Consider the following 22,035-nt stretch of genomic DNA (forward strand, 5'->3'; position numbering starts at 1 on the left):
CGTGATGAGTGTGGTGCGTCATTGGCCACAAAAAGGTGGTACCGTTCTACTTATAGAGCCCTTTTCCCAGTATGGGAAGAGGGCTCTTTTAACGTTCAAGAGTAAAAAATATAGAAACTGGAGGAATCAATTATGGAAGAACTTGCAGCAACACCAAAGAAAAATATGGGGCAATTACTCGTCGTCAGTTCTTTAATTTTCGGCATGTTCTTTGGCTCAGGTAACCTGATTTTTCCAGTGCACTTGGGGCAAATGGCCGGGGCGAACTGGTTCATGGCCGCATTTGGTTTCGCTATCTCTGGTTCACTCTTCCCACTACTGGCCATCCTGGCCGTAGTGGTTACCAAGAGTGATGGTCTCCTAGACCTTGCCCGCCCAGTTGGTCGGCACTACGCCGCTATGTTCTTGATCCTGGTTCACTTGACCATCGGGCCCTTCTTCGCAACCCCTCGGACGGCCGCGACGGCTTACCAAATGGCGGTTGAACCCTTTATTCCGAAAACCTTCTCCACAATGGGGATGCTTCTATTTACCGGATTATTCTTCGCCATTGCATACTTGGCAGCGATGCATCAGAGTGCGCTACTCAAAATAGTTGGGAAGTACCTGAACGTGGGCTTCCTGGCCTTACTTGCCATTATCTTTCTGATTGCCTTTATCAAACCAATGGGGAGTCTCTCTCAAACCCCAACGGCAACCTACCAAGCTAACGCCACGATTGGTGGCATGCTTGAAGGGTACAATACGTTGGATGCCGTGGCACTCTTGGCTCTGAGCGTTACCCTGATTCACGCAATTCGAGGCCTCGGATACCGAGGCCGTGACCTGACTAGATTAACCACTAAGGCGGGGATTCTGAGTATTTCACTAGAAGTTATCATTTACTTTGGTTTAGTTCTGCTGGGGGCTATGAGCATGAGTGAATTAAAGCTTTCTGCCAACGGTGGAGTGGCTCTCTCCCAAATCGTGGGGCACTACTTTAGTAGCGTTGGGACGCTATTGTTAGGTGCCCTGGTAACGTTAGGTGTGTTGACGACTGCGATTGGTTTAATTTCTTCTTTCGCTCAGGATTTCCACAAGCTATTCTCTAAGATTAGTTACCGGACCTGGCTGCGGGTTACCACGATTCTTTCTTTCTGCGTGGCCAATGCTGGGTTGGATACCATTATCAGCTGGTCACTGCCCATCCTCATGCTGATGTATCCACTGTCCTTAGCCTTGATTCTCTTGTCCCTGACCGTTTCCAAACGGCCGTATGCTGGTATTGTCTACAAGGTGACGATTGCCTTTACGATTTTACCGGCCATCTTAGATATGTTGGCCAATTCTCCAGCCATTGTCACTAGCTTTGGTCCAATTCAGAGTCTATTGGCGTTTTACCACGGTGTGATTCCGTTTGCTAGCATCGGTCTGGGCTGGTTGGTTCCAACCTTCATTGGTTTTGCCATTGGGCTGCTGTGGGGGCATCTCCGCTGGGTAAGCCAGCGAGGAACGGTTCCAGAAAGTGACCATCTGTAGTCATGTTATCGGAGAAAAGTCGCGGCCAGTGGTCGGGGCTTTTTCTTCGGTCTCAAACGGGTTATGATTACCTGTAAAAGGGGGGATTTCTCGTGGAACAAGAATCATTGTTTTCAAATAACCGGCAAAATACGCCGTTAGCTAGTCGGGTTCGGCCACGCACCCTCGCTCAGTTCGTGGGCCAAACGCACCTGTTAGGAACTGGCAAAATCTTACGAGAATTGATTGAAAATGATCAAGTATCGTCGATGATCTTTTGGGGACCACCTGGTGTTGGTAAGACCACTTTAGCTGAAATCATTGCCCGGCAAACACAAGCGAAGTTTTTGAGCTTTAGTGCCGTTGACAGCAGTATTAGTAAGATTAAAAAGATTATGCACCAGGCTGAAGATGACCGCGAAATTGGAGAACAGACGATTGTATTCGTCGATGAAATTCACCGGTTTAATAAAGCGCAACAGGACGCTTTTCTGCCATACGTGGAGCGGGGCAGTATTATTCTAATTGGTGCAACGACGGAAAATCCTTCGTTTGAAGTCAATTCAGCACTACTTTCGCGGTGTAAGGTCTTCGTCTTAAAGGGCTTAGAGACAGCGGATATTGAGGAGTTATTAACCAATGCTTTAAAGAATCCCGCCGGGTTTGACGTTCGGGTCAAGATTGGTGCTGACGAGTTGCACGCCATTGCGGAATTTGCCAATGGGGATGCGCGGACCGCCTTGAACACACTGGAAATGGCCGTGTTAAATGGAGATAAGCAGGGTGATCAGGTGACGGTCACTTTGGATGATTTAAAGCAATTGATCAGCCAAAAGTTTGTCTTATACGATAAAACAGGTGAGGAACACTACAATATTATTTCGGCGCTACATAAATCAATGCGTAATTCCGACGTCGATGCAGCGATTTATTGGTTGTCTCGGATGTTAGAGGGCGGCGAAGATCCGTTGTACATTGCGCGGCGGTTAGTGCGGTTTGCCAGTGAGGATATTGGCCTTGCCGACACGAACGCGCTGAACATTGCGGTAAATGTCTTTCAGGCTTGTCAATTCTTGGGAATGCCCGAATGTGACGTACATTTGGTTGAGGCCGTAAGTTACCTGTCCTTGGCTCCCAAGTCGAATGCACTATACAAGGCACGATTGGCTGCTAAGAAGGACGTAAAAGAGACCCGTGATGAACCGGTTCCGCTACAGATTCGGAACGCGCCAACGAAATTGATGAAGGACCTGGGATACGGCAGGGATTACGAGTATGCTCACGCCACGAAGGATAAACTAACTGAAATGGAAACGATGCCACCGGGCCTACGGGGACACGTGTACTATGAACCTACGGAACAGGGGCGTGAGGGGCGCTTCAAGGAACGATTGGCGTACATTAAGCGATGGCATCAGGCACACCGTTCATCAGATTAATGGGCAACCGGCAGGTAACTACCTGCCGTTTTTTTGGAGATAGCGGTTGTGTTGTTGGCGCGAAGGTTCACAGAGAATTAAGAGAAAAATCAGACTTCCCAGCGGAATCAGATTGATCAACCAGAGCCGACCACTGTGGCCGGTATCGTGTAGGCGTCGGACCTGGGCTGTAATATTGCCAGCAATCACAATAGCCAATAAAAGTAGTAAGGGAGCGGCGGTTAGGAGATTCATCTCTTCACCCAACCGGTGAAAACTGCCAAAGCTAATAATGGCTAAGAAGCCTAGGACCATTTCTACCAAACTGCTACCGGCAGTCGACCACCAGAAGTCCGCGCGGCCCATGTGTCCTGCTAGATTGCTTAAGTTACGGCAAAAAAGGACACTGGATGTGACTAAGTCCGGATCGACCGTTTCGTTATAGGGTTGGTCGGGTTGGTCATCAATTAAGGAGTAAGAGAACGCATCCATACCTTGGGCGGTTTGACAATAGTGGCAGAAGTTGGCGCCTAAAGGAATGGGCTTTCCGCATTTGATGCAGGTGCTCTTATAATTTTCCATCGATGATTAACCCCCTATGAGTTCACGGCCGCTTAGTAACTGGCTAGCTTTTCATGACTGAAGCTGTTAAGATTCATCATAGCGGCTGACAGTTGGAATAGCTATGTTTTTCTCCCGATCACGGTAAACCCGCTATAAATTGGTTAATATGCAGTTGCGTAGTATAACGGATGTAATGGAACGGGTCGCCCTTCCGGCTATCATCGTAAGGGGCTGGCAAGCCATTTACCGGTGGTTAAAAATCCGTTTTTTTTCAAAGAAAGGTGTAGAATGATGACACCAATATCATTTGTTTAATAAATAGAGGAGGCCTCATCAATGACCCAATTATACTTTTTATGCACGGGTAATTCATGTCGGAGTCAAATGGCAGAAGGTTTTGCCCGTCAGCTTGCACCCGAAACTTGGCAGGTGGCCAGTGCCGGGGTCGAGCAACATGGTTTGAATCCGTTGGCGGTGAAGGTCATGGCGGAGCGCGATATCGATATTTCACAGCAACAGTCTAAATTGATTGATTCCCAGTACCTCAATCAGAGCGATATCGTCGTGACGCTCTGTGGGGATGCCCGCGACCGTTGCCCGGTCACACCACCAACCGTCAAAAAGTTGCATTGGCCACTTCCGGATCCAGCGCAGGCAACGGGGAGCGATGAGGAAATTCTCAACGTGTTTCGGGAAGTTCGCGATGAGATTCAAGCACATGTGGCTCAGTTGATCAAGACGCTCCAAGCAACGGATTAGAAGACGAATGTCTGACTAAAATAAGGAGCTGCCCAATTAATTTGCGGGCAGCTCCTTTCAAACATTAACTAAGTTATTCAACAAACTTCTGGCGAAACAGAACAAATTTTGGTAAAACGGTTGAATTTTGATTGTACATAAGCGATACTGGGGTTAGTTGGTTCACTGAACCATGATTAAAAATATTGTTACCGCTTGCAACGTCGATTTAATCGCGGAAGTGTGACTAAACGGTTGGTTGGTCTTTTTGTAAGACCAACTTGGGGCGGCAATGAGGAACGGTTATCGTTTTTGAGGAGGGGATTTAATGGTTCGACGTAGTATGAATCGGAATCAGTTGCATGACCAGAACCTGAAGTTTGTCCTGCAACAGATTTTTAACAATCACCCCACCTCGCGGATTGAAATTTCTCACCAGCTTAACCTGAATAAGTCCACGGTCTCATCGCTGTACAATACCCTGATGGCCGAAGGTTACTTAACGGAACTAGGCTTGGGGGAGGCGTCAACCGCTGGTGGGCGGAAACCAACCTTGGTCGAGATCAACAATAGCTACGGTTACACGTTGACGTTTGACCTGGGCTACCGGCATCTGCACGCACTTGCAACTTGGCTCGATGGCAGCGTTTGGAAATATGACCGGATTGATACCAAAGGCCAGTCAATTCACGAAATGGTCGACCGAATCAATCAGTACATCACAGATTTACAACGCGAAGACACTAGTAGCAATGGCTTGTTGGGTATCTGCTTTTCCATCCATGGAATTGTGTTCAACAACCAAGTGAAGACGTCACCATTTATTGATATGGATGGGGTAAACCTGGAACAGGTCTTCTCCACGGCTTACCAGGTGCCCGTTGTTTTGGAAAATGAAGCCAACCTGTCCGCTATTTATGAACGGGACTTTAACGGTGCCCGTCAGCTCAATAGTACCGTGACTGTCAGTATCCATAGAGGAATTGGTGCCGGGATTATTCTACACCGCGACCTTTTCCGTGGTGAACACGGGGATGCTGGTGAAATCGGGCAGACCATCGCAGATATTCAGATGGATGCCGCTGATTCCCCCCATCCCGTTCACGCCGAAGATATTAGCTCAGAAGATGCCATCATTCAACGAATTGAGGATCTGAAAGGCTTAGAGAGCTTGGATCGGGCGGCCATTGTGAAGCTGTATCGAGAACGGGATCCGGAGACCATGATGACACTGGCTAACTTTGCTGCCGCCATTGGCGGGATGCTGTACAATTTGATGCGGTCGTTGGATCCGGATGCATTCTTCCTAAATTCACCGTTGGTTGAAGAGTTGCCAGAGTTGCTGACCCAAATTCGGGCGGTGTTTGCGAACTTGGCCCAAGTAGAAATGAGCATTGAGTTAACGAAAAATGCCCGGTTAGCAACGGTATTGGGTGGCTGCTCTCTGATCACCCACCGCGTATTAGGCTTGGACCACTTTGAATTAAACTTTGAACGGCCTGACGCTGAATAAAATTAGACATTAAAGGGTTTGAGACAAACGTCTCAAACCCTTTTTGCGTTCCGAACGTACATGATCGAAACGTGTGCTGAAAGGCAGTTAATGATCATTGACTAACCGCCTTCTGACTCACTCTTTTTCCGGCGATAACTTAATCTTGTTTCCGCCAGATACCTAGCCCGATTAGGGAGCTGAGTAAGAGGGCGATTCCAATGAGTGGTGAGGAAGTTCGTTCATTGGTTTGCGGTAACGTGGTTTGGGACCGCTTGGCTGCAGTGCTCCAGGCGACGGAGTCCTGCACGGCGGCACGGACCTTAGCGTTGCCGGTAGTCGAAGGGGTGGTGGCGTGGCCAGCTAACATGGCGGCGTTGCCCCCATGTTGCTGACTAATGATGCCGGCAGCATTACCACCGTCCTGGGCAGACAGTTGGGTAGTTGGGCTGGGTTGCTTGGCTGGTTTACTAGGCTTCTTAGGCTGAGTGGTGTTGCCGGTGTCCCCGGTATTTCCGGTCTCATCAGTCTTATTGGCCCGGTAAACGTACGTTACCTCAGAATCTGTCTTGCCAAACGTCCCAGAAGCGTTGGCCGGAGTGGTGGTCAACGTGTACCCCGACAGGTTTAGAGCCGCGGTTTGATAGGGGGTGCCGGTATCGCCGGTCAGGACTTTGTCCGCGGCGAGTTGCTGGCCTTGTTGATCGACGTAATGGACGGTTACTGAAGATTGAGTGGTTGGTGTGACGACTGGTGGGGTTGCCTTTTTTTTGTAAACGAAGGTGATATCGATGGGGGCGTCCGTGTAAGTTCCAGTCGTTTCACCAATTGTTTGGACGAGTGTGTAACCGTCGATGACTGTATCCTCAGCCGGAATGGTGTAGGCATCACCAATCATCCCAGCGGGGAGGGTCGTATCGTCTTTAATGGCTTTGCCGGCGCTGTCTTGGTAATGCAGAGTGATGGCCTCCGCCGGCTGCGGGTTGACGTAAGGAATGAAGAGACGAATCGTGATAAATTTGCCTTCACCAGAGCCTGAGAAGTCCTCAATCAAGTAGTACTTTACCGGGTTTTGAACAGCCGTGTAACCAGGCCAAACACTATAATTGGATGGTGAAATCTGGTCAGGTAAGTCGAGGAAGGTCACACTACCATCGGCGTTGGTGGTGGGGTTGCCGTCCTCACCAGTTTTAATGTGGCCACCCCGGTAGTACATCCGCATGAGTCCACCACCGTTCATGTGATCTTGATAGATGGTTTCTAAGATTTGATTGTCATTGTAATCGGATGGGATGTCGATCGATAATTTACCCGAGAAGTTTTTGGGCAGTTTGACCAGTTGCGGAATGGTAATCGTTGGGTTAGCTGGGTCCACGACGTAGTTGGTCGTCAGGGTTGCTTGTTGTTCGGAAAATTCGAGACTTGTGAATTGGCTGTAATCCAATGAGGAGAAATCATAAATGCCATTGCCGTTGAGATTTAGCGTCTTCAACTGGGTCAGGTTAGCCAATGGGGTGACGTCGTTTACGTGGTTGCTGGAGAGGTCTAAATAAGTTAGCTTAGTTAGCGCACTTAATGGCGAAATGTCTGTGATGTCGCCTCGGTCGTAGCCTAGCATCATCATGTCGTAGGTATTCCAAGATAAATCAAGATACGTCAAATTTGTCGCGAATTCTAATCCCTGAAGAGAGTAGGGATGAATCCCGTCGTTGGAAGTGGTGGTAGCGAGGTTCATGTGGCTGACTTCGAGTTTGGTCAATTTTAACAGGTCGTCCTTGGTCAGTGAAGCTGCGTTCTTGCCGAGCGCATTGGCCACGAGATTTTGCAGTTTTTTATTGGGCATCCACTGGTCAATCGTTTCTGCGGTAACCGGGGCAGCCGTTGGTACGGCGACCTTGGGGGCAGAATAAGCTGGCAACTGGGCCATACGACTGGTCCGCCGACTAGTTTGACGATTTTTCGCTAGTTTTGGCGTTGGTGTACTGTCCGAGTTGGGTGTTTGCTCTGACGGCTCAGGAGTATGTATCGTTGGTTCAGAGGATTTGGCTACTGGCGTCGGAGCCGCTGCTGGTGTTGATGCAGGGAGGATTGCCGGTGCTTCCTTTGGTTGGGGTTCCTGCTGGTCGGTCACCGGCTCAGTCGCTTGACTGGCAGTGGTCTTCAATTTGGTCGTTGTGGCAGTTGTATTCGCAGCGGATGGGTCTGGTTTCACGGTGGCGGTTGCCTGGTCGTTATCAACGGTGGTGTCCGCACTAGCTTGCGTTCCACTAAAAGTGACTACCATTCCAGCGGTGACAATACTGGCGAAAACCCAGGCGCGACCGCTCTTATACATTTTGTAGTGTCGTGATTGGTTGTTGCCCTTAAACATTCTAAACTCCCCCTCAAAAGTAAATATATTCTGAAAAAAGCGCTTTCGTTATTTTCATTATACAGGCGCGTAATAGCGAAGTCTATAAATGATTGCTCATGGAAATTTCTATAAGTAATGGTATATAGGTACGATTAATTGGCCACGCAAAAGGCTGGTAACAATAGCGGCTTTTTTATTTCTGTTAGTATCACATTTTATAGATTATGGCGAAAGTCCTTGGCTAGATGGACTTGTCCACTTTAAAAATGGTGGCTAATTGGCCAACTGAAAAATGCTTACCAAATCCGCTTGGGAATTTAGCAAGCATATCAATTAGTTAGTCATGTTCTCTAACACGATTCAGTTGACGGCCTACCAGCCAGCTGGTCCCGATAAGGCAGAGTCCGACACCTAACCAGGGCGATACGATTTGCTCACTGGTTTGTGGCAGCGTTGCTTTTCGTTGATGAGCGGCGTTCCAGGTAACCGAATTCTTCACCGCTGCCCGGACCTTCGCGTTCGGATCGATTCTGCGGGTAGTCTGCTCAGAGGCAGCGGCTTGGGTGGTGGTTGACGTCGCAATCCCCCCAATGGTGCACAGCAAACCAATGACGACTAGTAGGGTGAGCAGGTGGCGCCCCCATTGATGATTCGTATGTAAATCCATCAGATATCCCTCCCAGGTAAATGAGTTGTGACCGTACCAATTAGTTACCTTCATTATAAGAAGGATAATTGAAAAGTTCAGCAATTTAGATGTGACGATTTTCACATATGCTGGAGTTTCCCGTCACAGACCGGCTTCAGTTTATTAAGTTTCTCGCCCAACTAACTTGGTTTAAGAGGGACATAGATGCCATCAAGGACTGGTGTTAAATTCTTTTGGAACGTGGATAGTTGGTAGCACAAGGATTACGTGCAACCGCTATCATTTTTCTGGAAAAAGTTTTCGAAAACGCTTGCATTTAGATTGTTCCCTGTTATACTAGGATTTGTAAGTTGGTTGTCGCAACGAACTAACTAGGAGGGTTTTACTAATTATGGATACTAAAACAAGTTATTGGAAAGGCATCGACAAGATTCAATACGTCGGGCACTCAGATAAAAAGTCAGGCTTAGGGTTCCAGTACTACAACCCAGAAGAAGTTATTGGCGGTAAGAAAATGAAGGATTGGTTACGGTTCGCCGTAGCTTACTGGCACACATTCGATCAACGTTTGGTTGACCCATTCGGTGATGGAACTGCCCAACGTCCTTACGACAAGTACACAGATCCAATGGACTTGGCTTTAGCCAAGGTTGATGCTGCATTTGAATTTTACGACAAATTAGGTGTAGATTACCTTTGCTTCCACGATCGTGACTTAGCTCCAGAAGGCGACACTTTACGTGAAACCAACGCTAACTTGGACAAAGTCGTTGACAAGATCGTTGAATACCAAAAGACGAGTGGCATGAAGGTTCTGTGGAACACGTCAAACATGTTCACGAACCCTCGCTTCGTTGAAGGGGCTGCTACTTCTCCTTACGCTGACATCTTTGCTTACTGTGCCGCTCAATTGAAGCACAGTTTGGAAATTGGTAAGCGCGTTGGCTCCGAAAACTATGTCTTCTGGGGTGGCCGTGAAGGTTACGAATCACTCTGGAACACGAACATGAAGGAAGAACAAGAACATGCTGCTAAGTTCTTCCACATGGCTAAGGACTACGCTAACGAAATTGGCTTCGATGCACAAATGTTGCTCGAACCAAAGCCTAAGGAACCAACGACTCACCAATACGACTTCGATGCCGCAACCACCATTGCCTTCATGAAGGAATATGGTTTGGACAAAGACTTCAAGTTGAACTTGGAAGGTAACCACGCTAACTTAGCTGGTCACACTTACCAACACGAAATCCGGACTGCCCGTGAAGCAGGTCTGTTAGGTTCATTGGATGCCAACCAAGGCGACAAGCTGATCGGCTGGGATATTGATGAATACCCATCTAACCTGTACGAAACGACTGCTGCTATGTACGAAGTTGTTGAAAATGGTAGTATTGGCCCTCGCGGTGGGTTGAACTTCGATGCTAAGCCTCGTCGTTCATCATTTGCCCCAGAAGACCTCTTCTACGGCCACATCGTAGGTATGGACAGCTTTGCTGCCGGCTTACGGGTTGCTGTTGCTATGAAGGAAGACGGCTTCTTAGACAACTTGAAGAAGGACCGTTACAGTTCATACGAATCCGGTATCGGTGCTGATATCGAAAGCGGCAAGGCAGACTTCAAGTCCCTTGAAAAGTACGCTATCGACAAGCCACAATCAGAATTGATTGCTGCTACGCACTCTGACCACTTGGAAGAAGTCAAGGATACGATCAACCATTACATCATTGACACTCTGAGCAAGTAATCTCGGACTTTGTGAAAATAAATATCATATAGAATGGCGGACGGACGGTGTGTTCGTCCGCCATTTTTATGCTTGTGATTTGCGGTTAACGCGCTGCCGCCAGCTACTGCGCTGTGGGCAACCTTTTCAGCCAAAGTGCGGTCTGAAAAGGCACGAGAGAACCCCGCCTAACCCGCGCGTTTCCCTCGTGGCCCGTGGTCTAAGCTAGCTAAGAATGCTAGTTAATACCACCGTCACTGCACAGTAACTGCCGGTCTCCGGCTCTAAATGGTGTCAAGGTGGCATCAGAATAGCGTGGCATTATTGGGTTAGGATTCATGAGCGTCAGAAATAGGCAACGCAACTCACGTAATCTATCTGAAGCAATAACTGTTTAACATAATTAGGATAACCAAACGAATAGATGGCTAGGTCCAGTTTCACTAGCGGATTGGTAATGGTATGTTGCCAGTAGTTAGCTGGAGGCGGAGACGGGTCACGCAGTGTCGATGTTCTTAGTGGCGGTTTTTGCCGCTTAGAACATGGGCCGCACTTGGTGACCCACGGTTCTGGTGGGGCGCCAAGTCGCCGCGGAAGACCGTTCTGTGGCTTCCGGGGTTGCCCCACAGTGTGACCCGTCTCCACCGGAAGCGGCCTCAACCACTAAAATATTTAGGAGGAATGACCGATGGGGAAGTATGTACTCGGTGTTGACCTAGGGACCAGTGCCGTTAAGGTGTCGGCCTTAGACCACAGTGGGCAAATTGTCGCCCAAGAAAGTTTTGACTATGATTTGATTCAAAAGAAGCCTGGCTATAACGAACAGAACCCAGAGGACTGGGTTTCTGGAACAACGGTGGCGATTGTGCGGTTGATTTTAAACGATCACTTAGATGCCGCTGACATTGAAGGCCTGAGTTATTCTGGACAAATGCACGGGATGGTTCTGCTTGACGAAAATAAGAAAGTTTTACGTCCCGCTATTTTGTGGAACGATACGCGGACCACGCCACAACGTGAAGAAATTGAAGCCAAGATGGGCGACGAATTTGTCGACATCACTGGGAACCAACCCCTCGAAGGCTTTACACTGACGAAATTACTTTGGGTCAAAGAAAATGAACCTGACATTTGGGCTAAGGCTAAGTACTTTGTCCTGCCTAAAGACTACGTTCGTTACCGCATGACGGGTAACCTGGCCATGGACTATTCAGATGCGACTGGGACCGTTCTCCTTGACGTTGCGAAGGGTGAATGGAGCCAGAAGATTTGTGATACCTTTGATATCCCGATGAGCATGTGCCCACCTTTGATCAAGTCCGTTGACTTTGCTGGGACGGTTACGCCGGCCTACGCCGAATTCTCTGGATTGACCACGGCCACTAAGGTCTATGGTGGTGCCGCTGATAACGCTGCTGGTGCCGTTGGTGCCGGAATTTTGCACCCGAACATGGTTCTGTCCAGTATTGGGACGTCTGGGGTTGTTCTGAAGTATGAAGACACGGCTGACGTGAACTATCACGGTGTCGTGCAGTTTGAAGACCACGCCATTCCCGACAAGTACTACTCTATGGGGGTCACTCTGGCAGCCGGTTATTCTTTGAGCTGGTTCAAGAAGACTTTCGCTCCAGAAGCTGATTTCACGGACTTTGTGGCCAGTGCAGCTAAAAGTACTGTTGGTGCTAATGGGCTACTCTACACGCCTTATATCGTGGGTGAACGGGCGCCATACGCCGACGCTGACATCCGGGGGAGCTTTACCGGGGTCGATGGCACCCACAAGCGCTATGACTTCGTGCGGGCCGTTCTGGAGGGTATCGTCTTCTCATTCCGGGATCTCTTTGACATCTACGAAGAAAATGGTGGCGATTTTGATACGGTCGTTTCCATTGGTGGTGGGGCCAAGAGTCCGCTCTGGCTGCAAATTCAAGCCGACATCTTTAACCGTAAAGTTGTCAGTTTGACGAATGAACAGGGACCAGGGATGGGGGCCGCCATGATTGCTGCCACCGGTCTCGGCTGGTTTGACTCCCTACAAGACTGTGCCGAAACCTTCGTACACTTTGGCAAGGCTTACGAACCAAATCCTGAGAACGCTAAGAAGTACGCTAAGATGCACAAAATCTACAAGCAGGTCTACCAACAGACCAAGTCGATCAGTGCGCAATTACTGGATTACCGGCGCGAAGAGCTTAACTAGCGAGAGGCTTTTCATCAATGAAATGCAAGTAATCTGATAGAAAAACTCGGTAAAATGCCGAGTTTTTTTTATTTTCCTAAGAAAACGCTTCCAAAACGGTTTGAACCATGTTATTATATGCACATGGTTGGTTGAACCAATCAACCAACAACAGTTAAAAACACCAACTTACACTTACATCTTCAGCTATACTTCGTCACATACACTGCCACTTTAGAATTTTACGGTGAAAGCCGCATAAGGAGCGATATCTATGCGAAAAGTTTCGACCGGATTTGTTTATTTCTTCGGGGCTTTGGGTGGATTACTATTCGGTTACGATACCGGGGTAATTTCCGGAGCCATTTTATTTATTCAAAAGCAGATGAACCTGGGTTCTTGGCAACAAGGCTGGGTCGTCAGTGCCGTTTTGTTGGGGGCCATCTTAGGGGCTGCCATCATCGGACCATCCTCTGACCGTTATGGTCGGCGAAAGCTACTGCTATTATCAGCAATTATTTTCTTCGTGGGGGCCTTGGGCTCCGCGTTCTCACCAGAGTTTTGGACATTAATTATTTCACGGGTCGTCCTCGGGATGGCCGTTGGGGCTGCATCAGCCTTGATTCCAACTTACTTAGCTGAACTATCACCCGCTGACAAACGGGGGACGATGTCCAGCCTGTTCCAACTGATGGTGATGACCGGGATTCTGTTAGCCTACATCACCAACTACGGTTTTGCCGGCTTCTACACCGGCTGGCGTTGGATGTTAGGGTTTGCCGCACTTCCTGCCGCAATCCTGTTCTTAGGTGGGTTGATCTTACCTGAAAGTCCACGTTTCTTGGTTAAAACGGGTCACAGTGACCACGCTCGTCAAATCTTGGACACCATGAACAAGCACAACACGTCCGTGGTTGACAAAGAATTAGCGCAAATTGAAGAACAAGCTAAGATGAAGAACGGCGGCTGGAAAGAACTCTTTGGCCTGATGGTTCGTCCTTCATTGACGATTGGTATTGGTCTGGCTATTTTCCAACAAGTCATGGGTTGTAACACGGTTCTGTACTACGCACCAACTATCTTTACTGACGTTGGTTTCGGGGTCAACGCAGCCCTGTTAGCCCACATCGGTATCGGGATCTTTAACGTGATTGTTACTGCGATTGCCGTAATGATCATGGATAAGATCGACCGTAAGAAGATGTTGAACATTGGTGCCGTTGGGATGGGGATTTCCCTGTTCGTTATGAGTCTCGGGATGAAGTTCTCCGGTGGTTCTCAAACCGCAGCCATCATCTCCGTTATCGCCTTGACCATCTACATTGCTTTCTTCTCCGCAACCTGGGGTCCCGTAATGTGGGTTATGATTGGTGAAGTCTTCCCACTGAACATTCGTGGGTTAGGGAACTCCTTTGCTAGTGTGATCAACTGGACCGCTAACATGATCGTTTCCTTAACTTTCCCATCTCTGTTAGACTTCTTCGGTACTGGTAGTTTGTTTATCGGTTACGGGATTCTCTGCTTTGCTTCTATCTGGTTCGTTCAAAAGAAGGTCTTCGAAACTCGGAACCGTTCTTTGGAAGATATCGAAGCAACCTTGCGTTCTAAGGCGGACGAAAAAGAAGCTAGCCTGAACGCTGCGAAATAAGTTAAGTATTTCCTTTGATTGCGAGAGGGCCATTCCTGCGAGGATGGCTTTCTCGTTTTTTTTGTAAAAAATTTTAAAGTGACTTGGATTTATCAGTGGTGGTGAGAAACATAGGGTTTATAAGGAAAGTCACGAGATTGTGCTGCGAAACCGTTTACTCTGATTGCGAAAACCTTCACGAAATTCTGTAGGAAACGCTTTCAAAAATTTGATGAAAGTGCTATCATAGCTTTTAGTTGGTTGTAGCAATCAACCAACATCAGATGTGCCAACTTACATATTGCAAAAAATTATGCGGCGACGAACTGTCAAAGGAAGTAAGAACATGCGAAAAGTTTCAACTGGCTTTGTTTACTTCTTCGGCGCCCTTGGGGGTCTCCTCTTTGGGTATGATACCGGGGTAATTTCAGGAGCAATTCTGTTTATCCAGAAACAAATGAGTTTGGGGTCTTGGCAACAAGGCTGGGTCGTTAGTGCCGTACTATTAGGTGCCATCTTAGGTGCCGCTATCATTGGACCATCCTCTGACCGTTTTGGTCGGCGGAAGTTGTTGCTGCTTTCAGCTATTATTTTCTTGGTCGGTGCTTTAGGGTCTGCCTTTTCACCAGAGTTCTGGACATTGATTATTTCCCGGATCATCTTGGGGATGGCCGTTGGGGCTGCCTCTGCTTTGATTCCAACGTACCTGGCCGAATTGGCACCTGCTGATAAGCGGGGGACCGTTTCTAGCCTGTTCCAACTGATGGTCATGACGGGGATTCTGTTGGCTTACATCACCAACTACAGTTTTTCTGGCATGTACACCGGCTGGCGTTGGATGTTGGGGTTCGCTGCGATTCCAGCGGCTCTGCTGTTCATTGGTGGGTTGGTCCTACCAGAAAGCCCACGGTTCTTGGTTAAGTCAGGCCACATGGCTGAAGCACGTGAGGTGCTGGATACCATGAACAAGCATGACCAAGCCGCCGTTGATAAGGAAGTTGCCCAAATTGAAGAATCAGCCAAGATCGTCAGTGGTGGTTGGAAGGAACTCTTCAGTAAGATGGTTCGCCCTTCATTGACCATTGGCTTTGGGTTAGCGATTTTCCAACAAGTTATGGGATGTAACACCGTGCTGTACTACGCGCCAACCATCTTTACGGATGTTGGTTTCGGGGTTTCCGCCGCACTGTTAGCCCACATTGGTATCGGGATTTTCAACGTGATCGTGACGGCCGTTGCTGTAACGATTATGGATAAGATTGACCGTAAGAAGATGTTGATCATTGGGGCGATTGGGATGGCCATCTCCCTGTTCGTTATGAGTCTGGGGATGAAGTTCTCCGGTGGTTCTCAAACCGCTGCTGTTATTTCCGTAATCGCTTTGACCATCTACATCGCTTTCTTCTCCGCAACTTGGGGCCCTGTCATGTGGGTTATGATTGGTGAGGTCTTCCCGTTGAATATTCGTGGGTTAGGGAATTCATTCTCTAGTGTGATCAACTGGACCGCTAATATGATTGTTTCCTTAACGTTCCCATCCCTGTTAGACTTCTTCGGTACTGGGAGTTTGTTTATCGGTTACGGGATCCTCTGTTTGGCTTCCATCTGGTTTGTCCAAAAGAAAGTCTTCGAAACACGGAACCGTTCATTGGAAGACATCGAAGCAACCTTGCGTGCTAAGGCTGGCGAAGATGCTTCTAGCTTGAGCGCCGCACAAAAGTAAACAGAAGTGGTGCCTGAGAAATTGCCAGTAACGCTATGATTGGTTGATTTCCCAGCGTCCTATTTAAAATCAAGTGAAAGATTGAAGTCACTCCTGAGAGGGTGGCTTCTTTTTTTGAGTGAGGAAGGTTTGGTAGTTAAGGGATGTTATGAGCTGGTTTTGGCGGGAGCTTTGAGTCGAGCTGAAGGACCGTTCCTCTGGCCGAAAGCGGTCCCCACAGTCCACCCACTCCCTGCGAACCGGAGGCGGCAATTATAGTTGCTAAAGTCGACCAAGGTTTAGTTAACAAACTACGTCTATTTGGATAAAAGGATTTCCGTTTAAGTCGTTAAGCACTTAAAGTTCAGTCGTATCAAAAAGACTTACTTTAAGGAGTGAAAGTTATGGAAGAAAAAATGCGGGTTGCATTGGTTACTGGTGGCGGTCAAGGGATTGGGAAAGCGATAGCTATGCGACTGATCCACGATGGTTTTGCAGTCATGTTAGCAGACTTGAACTTAGAGAATGCACACTTAGTGGAGGAAGAGATTGAAGCTGCTGGTGGTCGGGCGGGTTCGATTCGGACCAACGTTGCCGACCGCGAAAGTGTCTTCAAGGCGGTCAACGCTGCCGTCGAAGAGTTTGGTGACCTGAACGTAATGGTCAATAACGCTGGGCTTGGGCCAACCACGCCCATCGATACGATTACGTCAGAGCAATTTGATAAGGTCTACCGGGTCAATGCTGGTGGTGCTCTCTGGGGAATTCAGGCGGCTCACGCCAAGTTCCGCGAACTGGGTCATGGTGGGAAAATAATCTCCGCGTCCTCCCAAGCCGGTGTGGTGGGGAATCCTAATCTGGCCCTGTACAGTGGGACCAAATTTGCCATCAGAGGGATTACCCAGGTTGCTGCGCGCGACTTGGCAGCTGAGGGGATTACCGTCAACGCGTACGCGCCAGGAATCGTCAAAACGCCAATGATGTTTGATATTGCCCATCAGGTCGGTGAAAATGCCGGTGAGAGCGATGAGTGGGGGATGCAGACATTTGCCAAGGACATCGCGTTAGGCCGGCTAGAAGAGCCTGAGGATGTTGCCAACGTGGTCTCTTTCCTGGCGGGTCCTGATTCAAATTACATTACTGGGCAAACGATTGAAGTTGATGGTGGGATGCAATTCCATTAGTATGAATCTTGGTAGAAATGATAAGGGTTTGAGACTTTTGTCTCAAACCCTTATTGTGTTCTGAGCGTCTATCGTCGAAACGTGTGATTAAACCAGCTACTGTTTAATTTTCACGACGTATTTTTTCAAGATCCACGCGGTGTGGTGATGGTGGTCTTGCACTTTTAGATACGTGGCTTTCTTACCGTTAATTTTGACGGTTTCCTGTTTGATGATTCGCCATTTAGTTTTAGCTGATTTGGAAGTCTTACCTTTGCTGTGCTTGAGATGAGCGTCTTTGAACCAGACCTTGTGGCCCTTTAACCGGTAGATGTAATTGGTGTGGCGTTTCTTAGTAACTGTAATCTTAACGGTCTTTTTCGCTTTCTTCGTTGGCTTGATGGTGTCGCCTTGGCCAGCCGCAGCGACGGTTGTAGCGGTAGAAGGCTTCGTCACTGGTGCAGGAGTCGCAGGCTTAGGCGTGCTGGGTGTTGGTGCAACGGGGACGCTAGGACTGGGCTTAGCCGTCGTATAGGTTGAACTGTAAGGTGTGTTTTTGCCATCAGTTGAGACCAGGTAGCGGGCTTTCAGTTGTTCACGTTTGGCGACGGGGAAGTTCAGCTCGCGAGTCAGGTAGTTTGAAATATTGGTGTAGTTCTGTGAGATGACTTGGTAATATTCGTCGATCCAACTTTGCTTAACGGCTTCTCGGTCGTAGTAATAGTTGGACAACATGAAGTCGTCGACGGTCGTTTGTTTGTCCATACCCAGTGCGGAGAGGATGAGGACGGCCGCGACTCCCGTCCGGTCTTTCCCAGTGACGCAGTGGAAGAGGGTGGCGCCTTGATTGGTTAATAAACGGTTTAGAAATTGGCGATAACCCGTAATGGCGTAGTAGCCTAACTCAAGGCGCGAGCCGTAAAAATCGCCATCACCTAGGCCGTGGTTGGCTGCGGCTTGGGGTCCGAAAATTGAGAGATAGGTGATGGGGGCTCCAGGAATGGCGGCGTCGGGTGAACCGGCCACTTGGCCAGGCGTCCGAAAGTCCACGACGTTTTTTACGTTGTAGTCGTGACTGAGGACAGTAACGTCGTGGTCGTCCAGCTTGTATAGCCGGTCCGAACGAATCAAAGCTTTGGGACGAATCTGCCATTTACCATCGGCAGTCTTAATGCCGCCCATGTCACGGGTGTTTTTGGTGCCACTGAGGACGATTCGGTGGTCGGGATTGGGCTTGGTTGGAACGACGTAGCTGGAGCGATTGGCGGAAGAAGATTTAGCAGAGTTAGCTTTGATCGTAGTTGGTTTAGTTGGTGCAGTCTGAGTGGCCGCGGACGCGGTTGGCACGATAACACCAGCCAGCAGGAGCGAAAGACAGAGAAGCTTAATTGATCGAGCAGTGACTGAGTGAGACATGGTAATTCCTCCCTAGAAAATAGTTTTTGGTCCTTAACCATTACTCACGTTATCAGATGAATGTCACGGTTCAATTAGGTTTCAGTATAAATGCTGTAAATTCGAATATAAATTTCGTTGTAATAAAAGTTTACTTGCCGAACGACTTAGCGGACGTGGTACAATGGGAGCAACTTTTTGAAAACGTTAAGGGGTGACCAGATGATTGCAGAATTTGAAGAGTACCTGGGTAAGATTGAAGACGAGGCGCATCAGGAACGGGTGCGCACCGTTTTAAATTGGGTCCAGGAGACTTTTCCGCAGCTAGAACAACGGTATGCGTGGAACCAACCCATGTTTACGGATCACGGAACGTTTATTATTGGTTTTAGCGTGGCCAAGCCCCACATGGCATTTGCACCGGAAGGGCCAGTCATGGAAAAGTTTGCTGACCAGATTGCGGCGGCGCATTACAATCCCGGCAAAAAATTCGGCCGGATTAAATGGACGCAAGACGTGGACTACGACTTACTAAAACGAATTATTGCCTTTAACATTGCGGACAAGGTGGACTGTACGACATTTTGGCGGAAATAAGTATTTATCTTCGGTGACCAGAAGTGGGACCTACCGTGAGGACGCTTCAGCCAAAAGGGCGGGCTTCTCGCTCGATTTGAAGCCACGGAAACCACGTGTCTTCCAAGGCGCCAATGGCTTAGATTGAATTAGAATATTTTGTCGCGAGCTAAAGACTCAGGTCTGTTGCTATCTTCGAAAATAAAAATAAAGGGTTTGAGACAAAAGTCTCAAACCCTTTTTAGGTTGGTCTTAAATTATTTCGTTTAACTGAGTTGTCTTCCGCATATTGAGCTAGCAAACAAGATGGTGAATAGTTGAAGTCAAACTTGGACAGCCCCCGCCAACCGGAGACGAGAACTACTAGGAAAGCTTAGGCTGTTCAGCGTTCTTGGCAGCGGCGCGTTTGGCATCGATGAGTTCGCCCTGTTCGTTAGTCCGGACCACAAAGACGTCGATCTTAGCCATACGGCTGACGTAGGCCGTTACGGAACCTTCGACGACGCGGGCCACGACGCTCAATCCGGTTGCGCCCAACATAATCAGATCATCGTGGTGGTCTTGCACAAATTCATGAGAGATGACCGTCTTGGGATTGCCAAATCGCACGTGGATGTCCATATCCTTGAAGCCAGTGGCAGCACTGGTCGTCTCCACTAATGAGTTCAGGTAGGACTGAGCGTCGTTTGCGAGCTCGTGGATGACCCCACCCGGCATCGATCCACTGGCGTAAAAGCCGTAGTGGTTGATGCGTAAGACGTTCAGGAGGTCAATGTGCGCGTGATTTCTTTGCGCAACGTCCACGGCCTTTTTAAGGGCCAGTTCAGCTTGAACGGATCCATCAAGGGGAACCAGGATTCGTGAGTAATTCTGTTCCATAATTAACCTTCTTTAATAGTAGTTTAGACGCGTCCCTTTAAGGTGATGGTGGCTGTATCCAGAACGTGCCCGTTGATTTGATGAAGAAAGTCGTTGAGCCAGAAGCCATCTTCCAGGTCTAGCTTGGTGTTCAGCGCGTAGACCGTCAAGCTGTAGTCGTGGTCCTTATCTGGTGGGAATGGTCCCGTGTAGTTTTGAAAGATAGCGGGGTCCGTATTGCCAACCAGAGAACCGGCATTGCTATTGCGGCCGTGAACGTGGGGAATCGCGTTCGTCCGGGAAACGTCAGCCGTGATTTCGCGGGTAGTTCCGGGAAAGTTGGCGGCGACCCAGTGAATCCAGGGGAAGCCACAGACTGGAACGGCATCGAAGTCAATCAGGTTTAAAGCAATGGTGCTGGTTTTCTTAGGTAATTTCGATAGACTGATGGGAAATGATTTGACGGGGTCTCCGGCGTACATATCGTCGCCAGTGGCGTGCTTACTATATTCGTCGGCTAAATAACCGTCTTCTGTTGGCACAAAAATTCGCATGAAATCCCTCCTATATAATGACGCTTAACTCCCTTCATTATACCGCAGGCGACTGACAAACTGTGAATATTCATGAATAATGTATAATTATCCGAATAAGCAGAGAAAAACTAATATAATTTCAGAAATGGCTTGATTTACAAAACTATTAGCGTATGATTAGAAACAATTAGTTCGCTACTCAGAAAGGATGATTCGCATGACACCCCAAGCAAAGATTGAAATTCTTCAGCATTTAATTCAAATTCCTTCGGTCAATGACCATGAGACCGACGTTGCCAACTACATTGCCAGTTTATTTGCGCCATATCCGCAGGCTAAGGTTGAGAAGGTTCCATTTGCTCAGGACCGAGATAATCTAGTGGTCACGATTGGTAATCCAGCTGGACCCCAGCTCGGCCTATGTGGGCACATGGATGTGGTATCGGCTGGGGATGAATCGGCCTGGAGCCACGCGCCATTCGCTGGTGAAGTGGTTGGCGACCAACTCTTTGGTCGGGGGGCTTCCGATATGAAGAGCGGTCTGGCAGCCATTGTCATCACTTTGCTGGAATTCTTGGAACAGGGCGTTCAGCTTAAAGGGAGCGTCCGGTTAATGGGGACCGTCGGCGAAGAGACTGGGGAATACGGTGCGGCTAAGCTCACGGACGAGGGGTACGCTGATCATTTAGCGGGCCTGATTATTGCGGAACCCAGCGGTTTAGACAACGTGGTCTACACGGCGCGAGGGGTCATTGACTACAAGGTCGTGTCCACGGGCAAGGCCAGTCACAGTGCCCGGCCGGAAAAGGGTGTCAATGCGATTGATAATCTGATGAAATTCTATAATGCGGTGGGGCCAATTATGGCGAAATACACCAAAACGGATCCAGTCTTGGGTGGCCTCCTACACAACGTTGATTTAATTTCTGGTGGCGAGCAAATCAATTCAATTCCGGCCCACGCTGAGCTAATGGCTAATATGCGGACGATTCCCGCTTATCCAAATCAGGTGATTTACGATGAGCTGGAAGCATTGATTGCTAAATTAAATGAGGAACCTGATGTGGATTTGACGTTGAGTTACAGTTATCCTGAAGAAGCAATTCCAGGTGACCCTAACGCACCGTTGGTACAATTGGCCAAGCAAATTAGTGATAAGGTCTGTGGGCATGACACGCAGATTGTGGGTTCCGGTGGCGCTAACGACGGAGCCGAGTTCCTGCGGGCTAAGGCGGACTTTACCAGCATTGAACTTGGTCCGGGGAGCAACACCTCGCACCAAGTTGATGAGTACATCTCCGTCACAGAATTTTTACAAGCCGTTGAAGTCTATGAGGCATTGGTCCCAGCGTTCTTTGAGGAAACCTTGAAGGCAGCGATGGACTAATTGTGTTGCGCGAGTTGGCAGTTGACTAGGAGCTGCCGGGTACTGAAGTGAATTTAAGACGTCAAAAGGGCTGAGAGGTGATCTCAGCCCTTTTGAGGTGTCGAGATTAAGATGTATTGTAATCGTGGCAGTAAATGAGTGTAAAGTTAGATAGCCATATTGGTGGACGCTCGCT

At 48.6% G+C, this 22,035-nt stretch carries 17 protein-coding genes; 11 read left to right on the forward strand and 6 right to left on the reverse strand.

Features of this window, described 5'->3' with window-relative positions; all coding sequences use genetic code 11:
- Window positions 1-132: 132 nt before the first annotated feature.
- Both brnQ and AB3Y94_RS09315 read left to right on the forward strand, forming a co-directional pair.
- Complete coding sequence (brnQ, locus tag AB3Y94_RS09310) at window positions 133-1,518, forward strand: branched-chain amino acid transport system II carrier protein (protein ID WP_367295975.1); 1,386 nt, start codon at window positions 133-135, stop codon at window positions 1,516-1,518.
- A 92-nt stretch (window positions 1,519-1,610) separates the two neighbouring features.
- Window positions 1,611-2,936, forward strand: coding sequence for a replication-associated recombination protein A (locus tag AB3Y94_RS09315; protein WP_367295976.1), 1,326 nt, complete (start codon window positions 1,611-1,613; stop codon window positions 2,934-2,936).
- Between the two features lie 18 nt (window positions 2,937-2,954).
- Here AB3Y94_RS09315 and AB3Y94_RS09320 read toward each other — a convergent pair whose 3' ends face one another.
- Window positions 2,955-3,497 (reverse strand): DUF805 domain-containing protein, encoded by a 543-nt coding sequence (locus tag AB3Y94_RS09320; protein WP_367295977.1) that lies wholly within the window; start codon window positions 3,495-3,497, stop codon window positions 2,955-2,957.
- Window positions 3,498-3,815: 318 nt separating this feature from the next.
- On the opposite strand from AB3Y94_RS09320, the gene arsC reads away from it, so the two are divergent.
- Complete coding sequence (arsC, locus tag AB3Y94_RS09325; protein ID WP_367295978.1) at window positions 3,816-4,238, forward strand: arsenate reductase (thioredoxin); 423 nt, start codon at window positions 3,816-3,818, stop codon at window positions 4,236-4,238.
- A 307-nt stretch (window positions 4,239-4,545) separates the two neighbouring features.
- Window positions 4,546-5,730 carry an ROK family protein gene (locus tag AB3Y94_RS09330; RefSeq protein ID WP_367295979.1) on the forward strand — a complete coding sequence of 395 codons (1,185 nt, stop codon included), beginning with the start codon at window positions 4,546-4,548 and terminating at the stop codon, window positions 5,728-5,730.
- A gap of 139 nt (window positions 5,731-5,869) precedes the next feature.
- Here AB3Y94_RS09330 and AB3Y94_RS09335 read toward each other — a convergent pair whose 3' ends face one another.
- Both AB3Y94_RS09335 and AB3Y94_RS09340 read right to left on the reverse strand, forming a co-directional pair.
- On the reverse strand, window positions 5,870-8,080 hold the full coding sequence (locus AB3Y94_RS09335) for a MucBP domain-containing protein (RefSeq protein ID WP_367295980.1): 2,211 nt from the start codon (window positions 8,078-8,080) through the stop codon (window positions 5,870-5,872).
- A gap of 319 nt (window positions 8,081-8,399) precedes the next feature.
- A complete protein-coding gene (locus AB3Y94_RS09340; RefSeq protein WP_367295981.1) occupies window positions 8,400-8,729 on the reverse strand; it encodes a hypothetical protein in 330 nt (109 codons plus the stop codon).
- Window positions 8,730-9,102: 373 nt separating this feature from the next.
- On the opposite strand from AB3Y94_RS09340, the gene xylA reads away from it, so the two are divergent.
- The 5 genes from xylA to AB3Y94_RS09365 all read left to right on the forward strand — a co-directional run bounded on the left by xylA (window position 9,103) and on the right by AB3Y94_RS09365 (window position 17,129).
- A complete protein-coding gene (gene xylA / locus AB3Y94_RS09345; protein WP_125682939.1) occupies window positions 9,103-10,458 on the forward strand; it encodes a xylose isomerase in 1,356 nt (451 codons plus the stop codon).
- Between the two features lie 667 nt (window positions 10,459-11,125).
- Window positions 11,126-12,637: a xylulokinase gene (gene xylB, locus AB3Y94_RS09350; protein WP_125682941.1), complete on the forward strand. Its 1,512-nt coding sequence runs from the start codon at window positions 11,126-11,128 to the stop codon at window positions 12,635-12,637.
- 253 nt (window positions 12,638-12,890) lie between these two features.
- On the forward strand, window positions 12,891-14,264 hold the full coding sequence (locus AB3Y94_RS09355; protein WP_367295982.1) for a sugar porter family MFS transporter: 1,374 nt from the start codon (window positions 12,891-12,893) through the stop codon (window positions 14,262-14,264).
- Between the two features lie 325 nt (window positions 14,265-14,589).
- Window positions 14,590-15,966, forward strand: coding sequence for a sugar porter family MFS transporter (locus tag AB3Y94_RS09360; protein WP_367295983.1), 1,377 nt, complete (start codon window positions 14,590-14,592; stop codon window positions 15,964-15,966).
- 383 nt (window positions 15,967-16,349) lie between these two features.
- Window positions 16,350-17,129: a (S)-acetoin forming diacetyl reductase gene (locus tag AB3Y94_RS09365; RefSeq protein WP_367295984.1), complete on the forward strand. Its 780-nt coding sequence runs from the start codon at window positions 16,350-16,352 to the stop codon at window positions 17,127-17,129.
- A gap of 96 nt (window positions 17,130-17,225) precedes the next feature.
- Here the strand turns inward: AB3Y94_RS09365 and AB3Y94_RS09370 are convergent, their stop codons facing one another.
- Window positions 17,226-18,524 carry a tyrosine-protein phosphatase gene (locus AB3Y94_RS09370; RefSeq protein WP_367295985.1) on the reverse strand — a complete coding sequence of 433 codons (1,299 nt, stop codon included), beginning with the start codon at window positions 18,522-18,524 and terminating at the stop codon, window positions 17,226-17,228.
- Between the two features lie 201 nt (window positions 18,525-18,725).
- Here AB3Y94_RS09370 and AB3Y94_RS09375 point away from each other — a divergent pair, with 201 nt between their 5' ends.
- Entirely contained in the window at window positions 18,726-19,100 is a 375-nt protein-coding gene (locus AB3Y94_RS09375) for an iron chaperone (protein ID WP_367296505.1), read from the forward strand.
- Between the two features lie 342 nt (window positions 19,101-19,442).
- On the opposite strand, the gene AB3Y94_RS09380 is transcribed toward AB3Y94_RS09375, so the two are convergent.
- Window positions 19,443-19,958, reverse strand: a complete 516-nt coding sequence (locus AB3Y94_RS09380; RefSeq protein ID WP_367295986.1) for a universal stress protein — start codon at window positions 19,956-19,958, stop codon at window positions 19,443-19,445.
- A gap of 23 nt (window positions 19,959-19,981) precedes the next feature.
- On the reverse strand, window positions 19,982-20,491 hold the full coding sequence (locus AB3Y94_RS09385; protein WP_367295987.1) for a YbhB/YbcL family Raf kinase inhibitor-like protein: 510 nt from the start codon (window positions 20,489-20,491) through the stop codon (window positions 19,982-19,984).
- A 199-nt stretch (window positions 20,492-20,690) separates the two neighbouring features.
- Here AB3Y94_RS09385 and AB3Y94_RS09390 point away from each other — a divergent pair, with 199 nt between their 5' ends.
- The gene (locus AB3Y94_RS09390; RefSeq protein ID WP_367296506.1) at window positions 20,691-21,860 is read left to right on the forward strand and encodes an ArgE/DapE family deacylase; all 1,170 of its coding nucleotides are present in this window, start codon (window positions 20,691-20,693) and stop codon (window positions 21,858-21,860) included.
- Window positions 21,861-22,035: the final 175 nt, after the last annotated feature.

The organism is Levilactobacillus yonginensis (assembly GCF_964065165.1).
Lineage (GTDB): Bacteria > Bacillota > Bacilli > Lactobacillales > Lactobacillaceae > Levilactobacillus > Levilactobacillus yonginensis_A.

Excerpts from the sequence above, each read along its gene's own strand:
- AB3Y94_RS09375 (WP_367296505.1), top strand. The coding sequence starts at position 18,726 with ATGATTGCAGAATTTGAAGAGTACCTGGGTAAGATTGAAGACGAGGCG.
- AB3Y94_RS09365 (WP_367295984.1), top strand. The coding sequence starts at position 16,350 with ATGGAAGAAAAAATGCGGGTTGCATTGGTTACTGGTGGCGGTCAAGGG.
- arsC (WP_367295978.1), top strand. The coding sequence starts at position 3,816 with ATGACCCAATTATACTTTTTATGCACGGGTAATTCATGTCGGAGTCAA.
- xylA (WP_125682939.1), top strand. The coding sequence starts at position 9,103 with ATGGATACTAAAACAAGTTATTGGAAAGGCATCGACAAGATTCAATAC.
- AB3Y94_RS09380 (WP_367295986.1), bottom strand. The coding sequence starts at position 19,958 with ATGGAACAGAATTACTCACGAATCCTGGTTCCCCTTGATGGATCCGTT.
- brnQ (WP_367295975.1), top strand. The coding sequence starts at position 133 with ATGGAAGAACTTGCAGCAACACCAAAGAAAAATATGGGGCAATTACTC.
- AB3Y94_RS09370 (WP_367295985.1), bottom strand. The coding sequence starts at position 18,524 with ATGTCTCACTCAGTCACTGCTCGATCAATTAAGCTTCTCTGTCTTTCG.
- AB3Y94_RS09335 (WP_367295980.1), bottom strand. The coding sequence starts at position 8,080 with ATGTTTAAGGGCAACAACCAATCACGACACTACAAAATGTATAAGAGC.
- AB3Y94_RS09360 (WP_367295983.1), top strand. The coding sequence starts at position 14,590 with ATGCGAAAAGTTTCAACTGGCTTTGTTTACTTCTTCGGCGCCCTTGGG.
- AB3Y94_RS09340 (WP_367295981.1), bottom strand. The coding sequence starts at position 8,729 with ATGGATTTACATACGAATCATCAATGGGGGCGCCACCTGCTCACCCTA.
- AB3Y94_RS09355 (WP_367295982.1), top strand. The coding sequence starts at position 12,891 with ATGCGAAAAGTTTCGACCGGATTTGTTTATTTCTTCGGGGCTTTGGGT.
- AB3Y94_RS09320 (WP_367295977.1), bottom strand. The coding sequence starts at position 3,497 with ATGGAAAATTATAAGAGCACCTGCATCAAATGCGGAAAGCCCATTCCT.
- xylB (WP_125682941.1), top strand. The coding sequence starts at position 11,126 with ATGGGGAAGTATGTACTCGGTGTTGACCTAGGGACCAGTGCCGTTAAG.
- AB3Y94_RS09385 (WP_367295987.1), bottom strand. The coding sequence starts at position 20,491 with ATGCGAATTTTTGTGCCAACAGAAGACGGTTATTTAGCCGACGAATAT.
- AB3Y94_RS09330 (WP_367295979.1), top strand. The coding sequence starts at position 4,546 with ATGGTTCGACGTAGTATGAATCGGAATCAGTTGCATGACCAGAACCTG.
- AB3Y94_RS09390 (WP_367296506.1), top strand. The coding sequence starts at position 20,691 with ATGACACCCCAAGCAAAGATTGAAATTCTTCAGCATTTAATTCAAATT.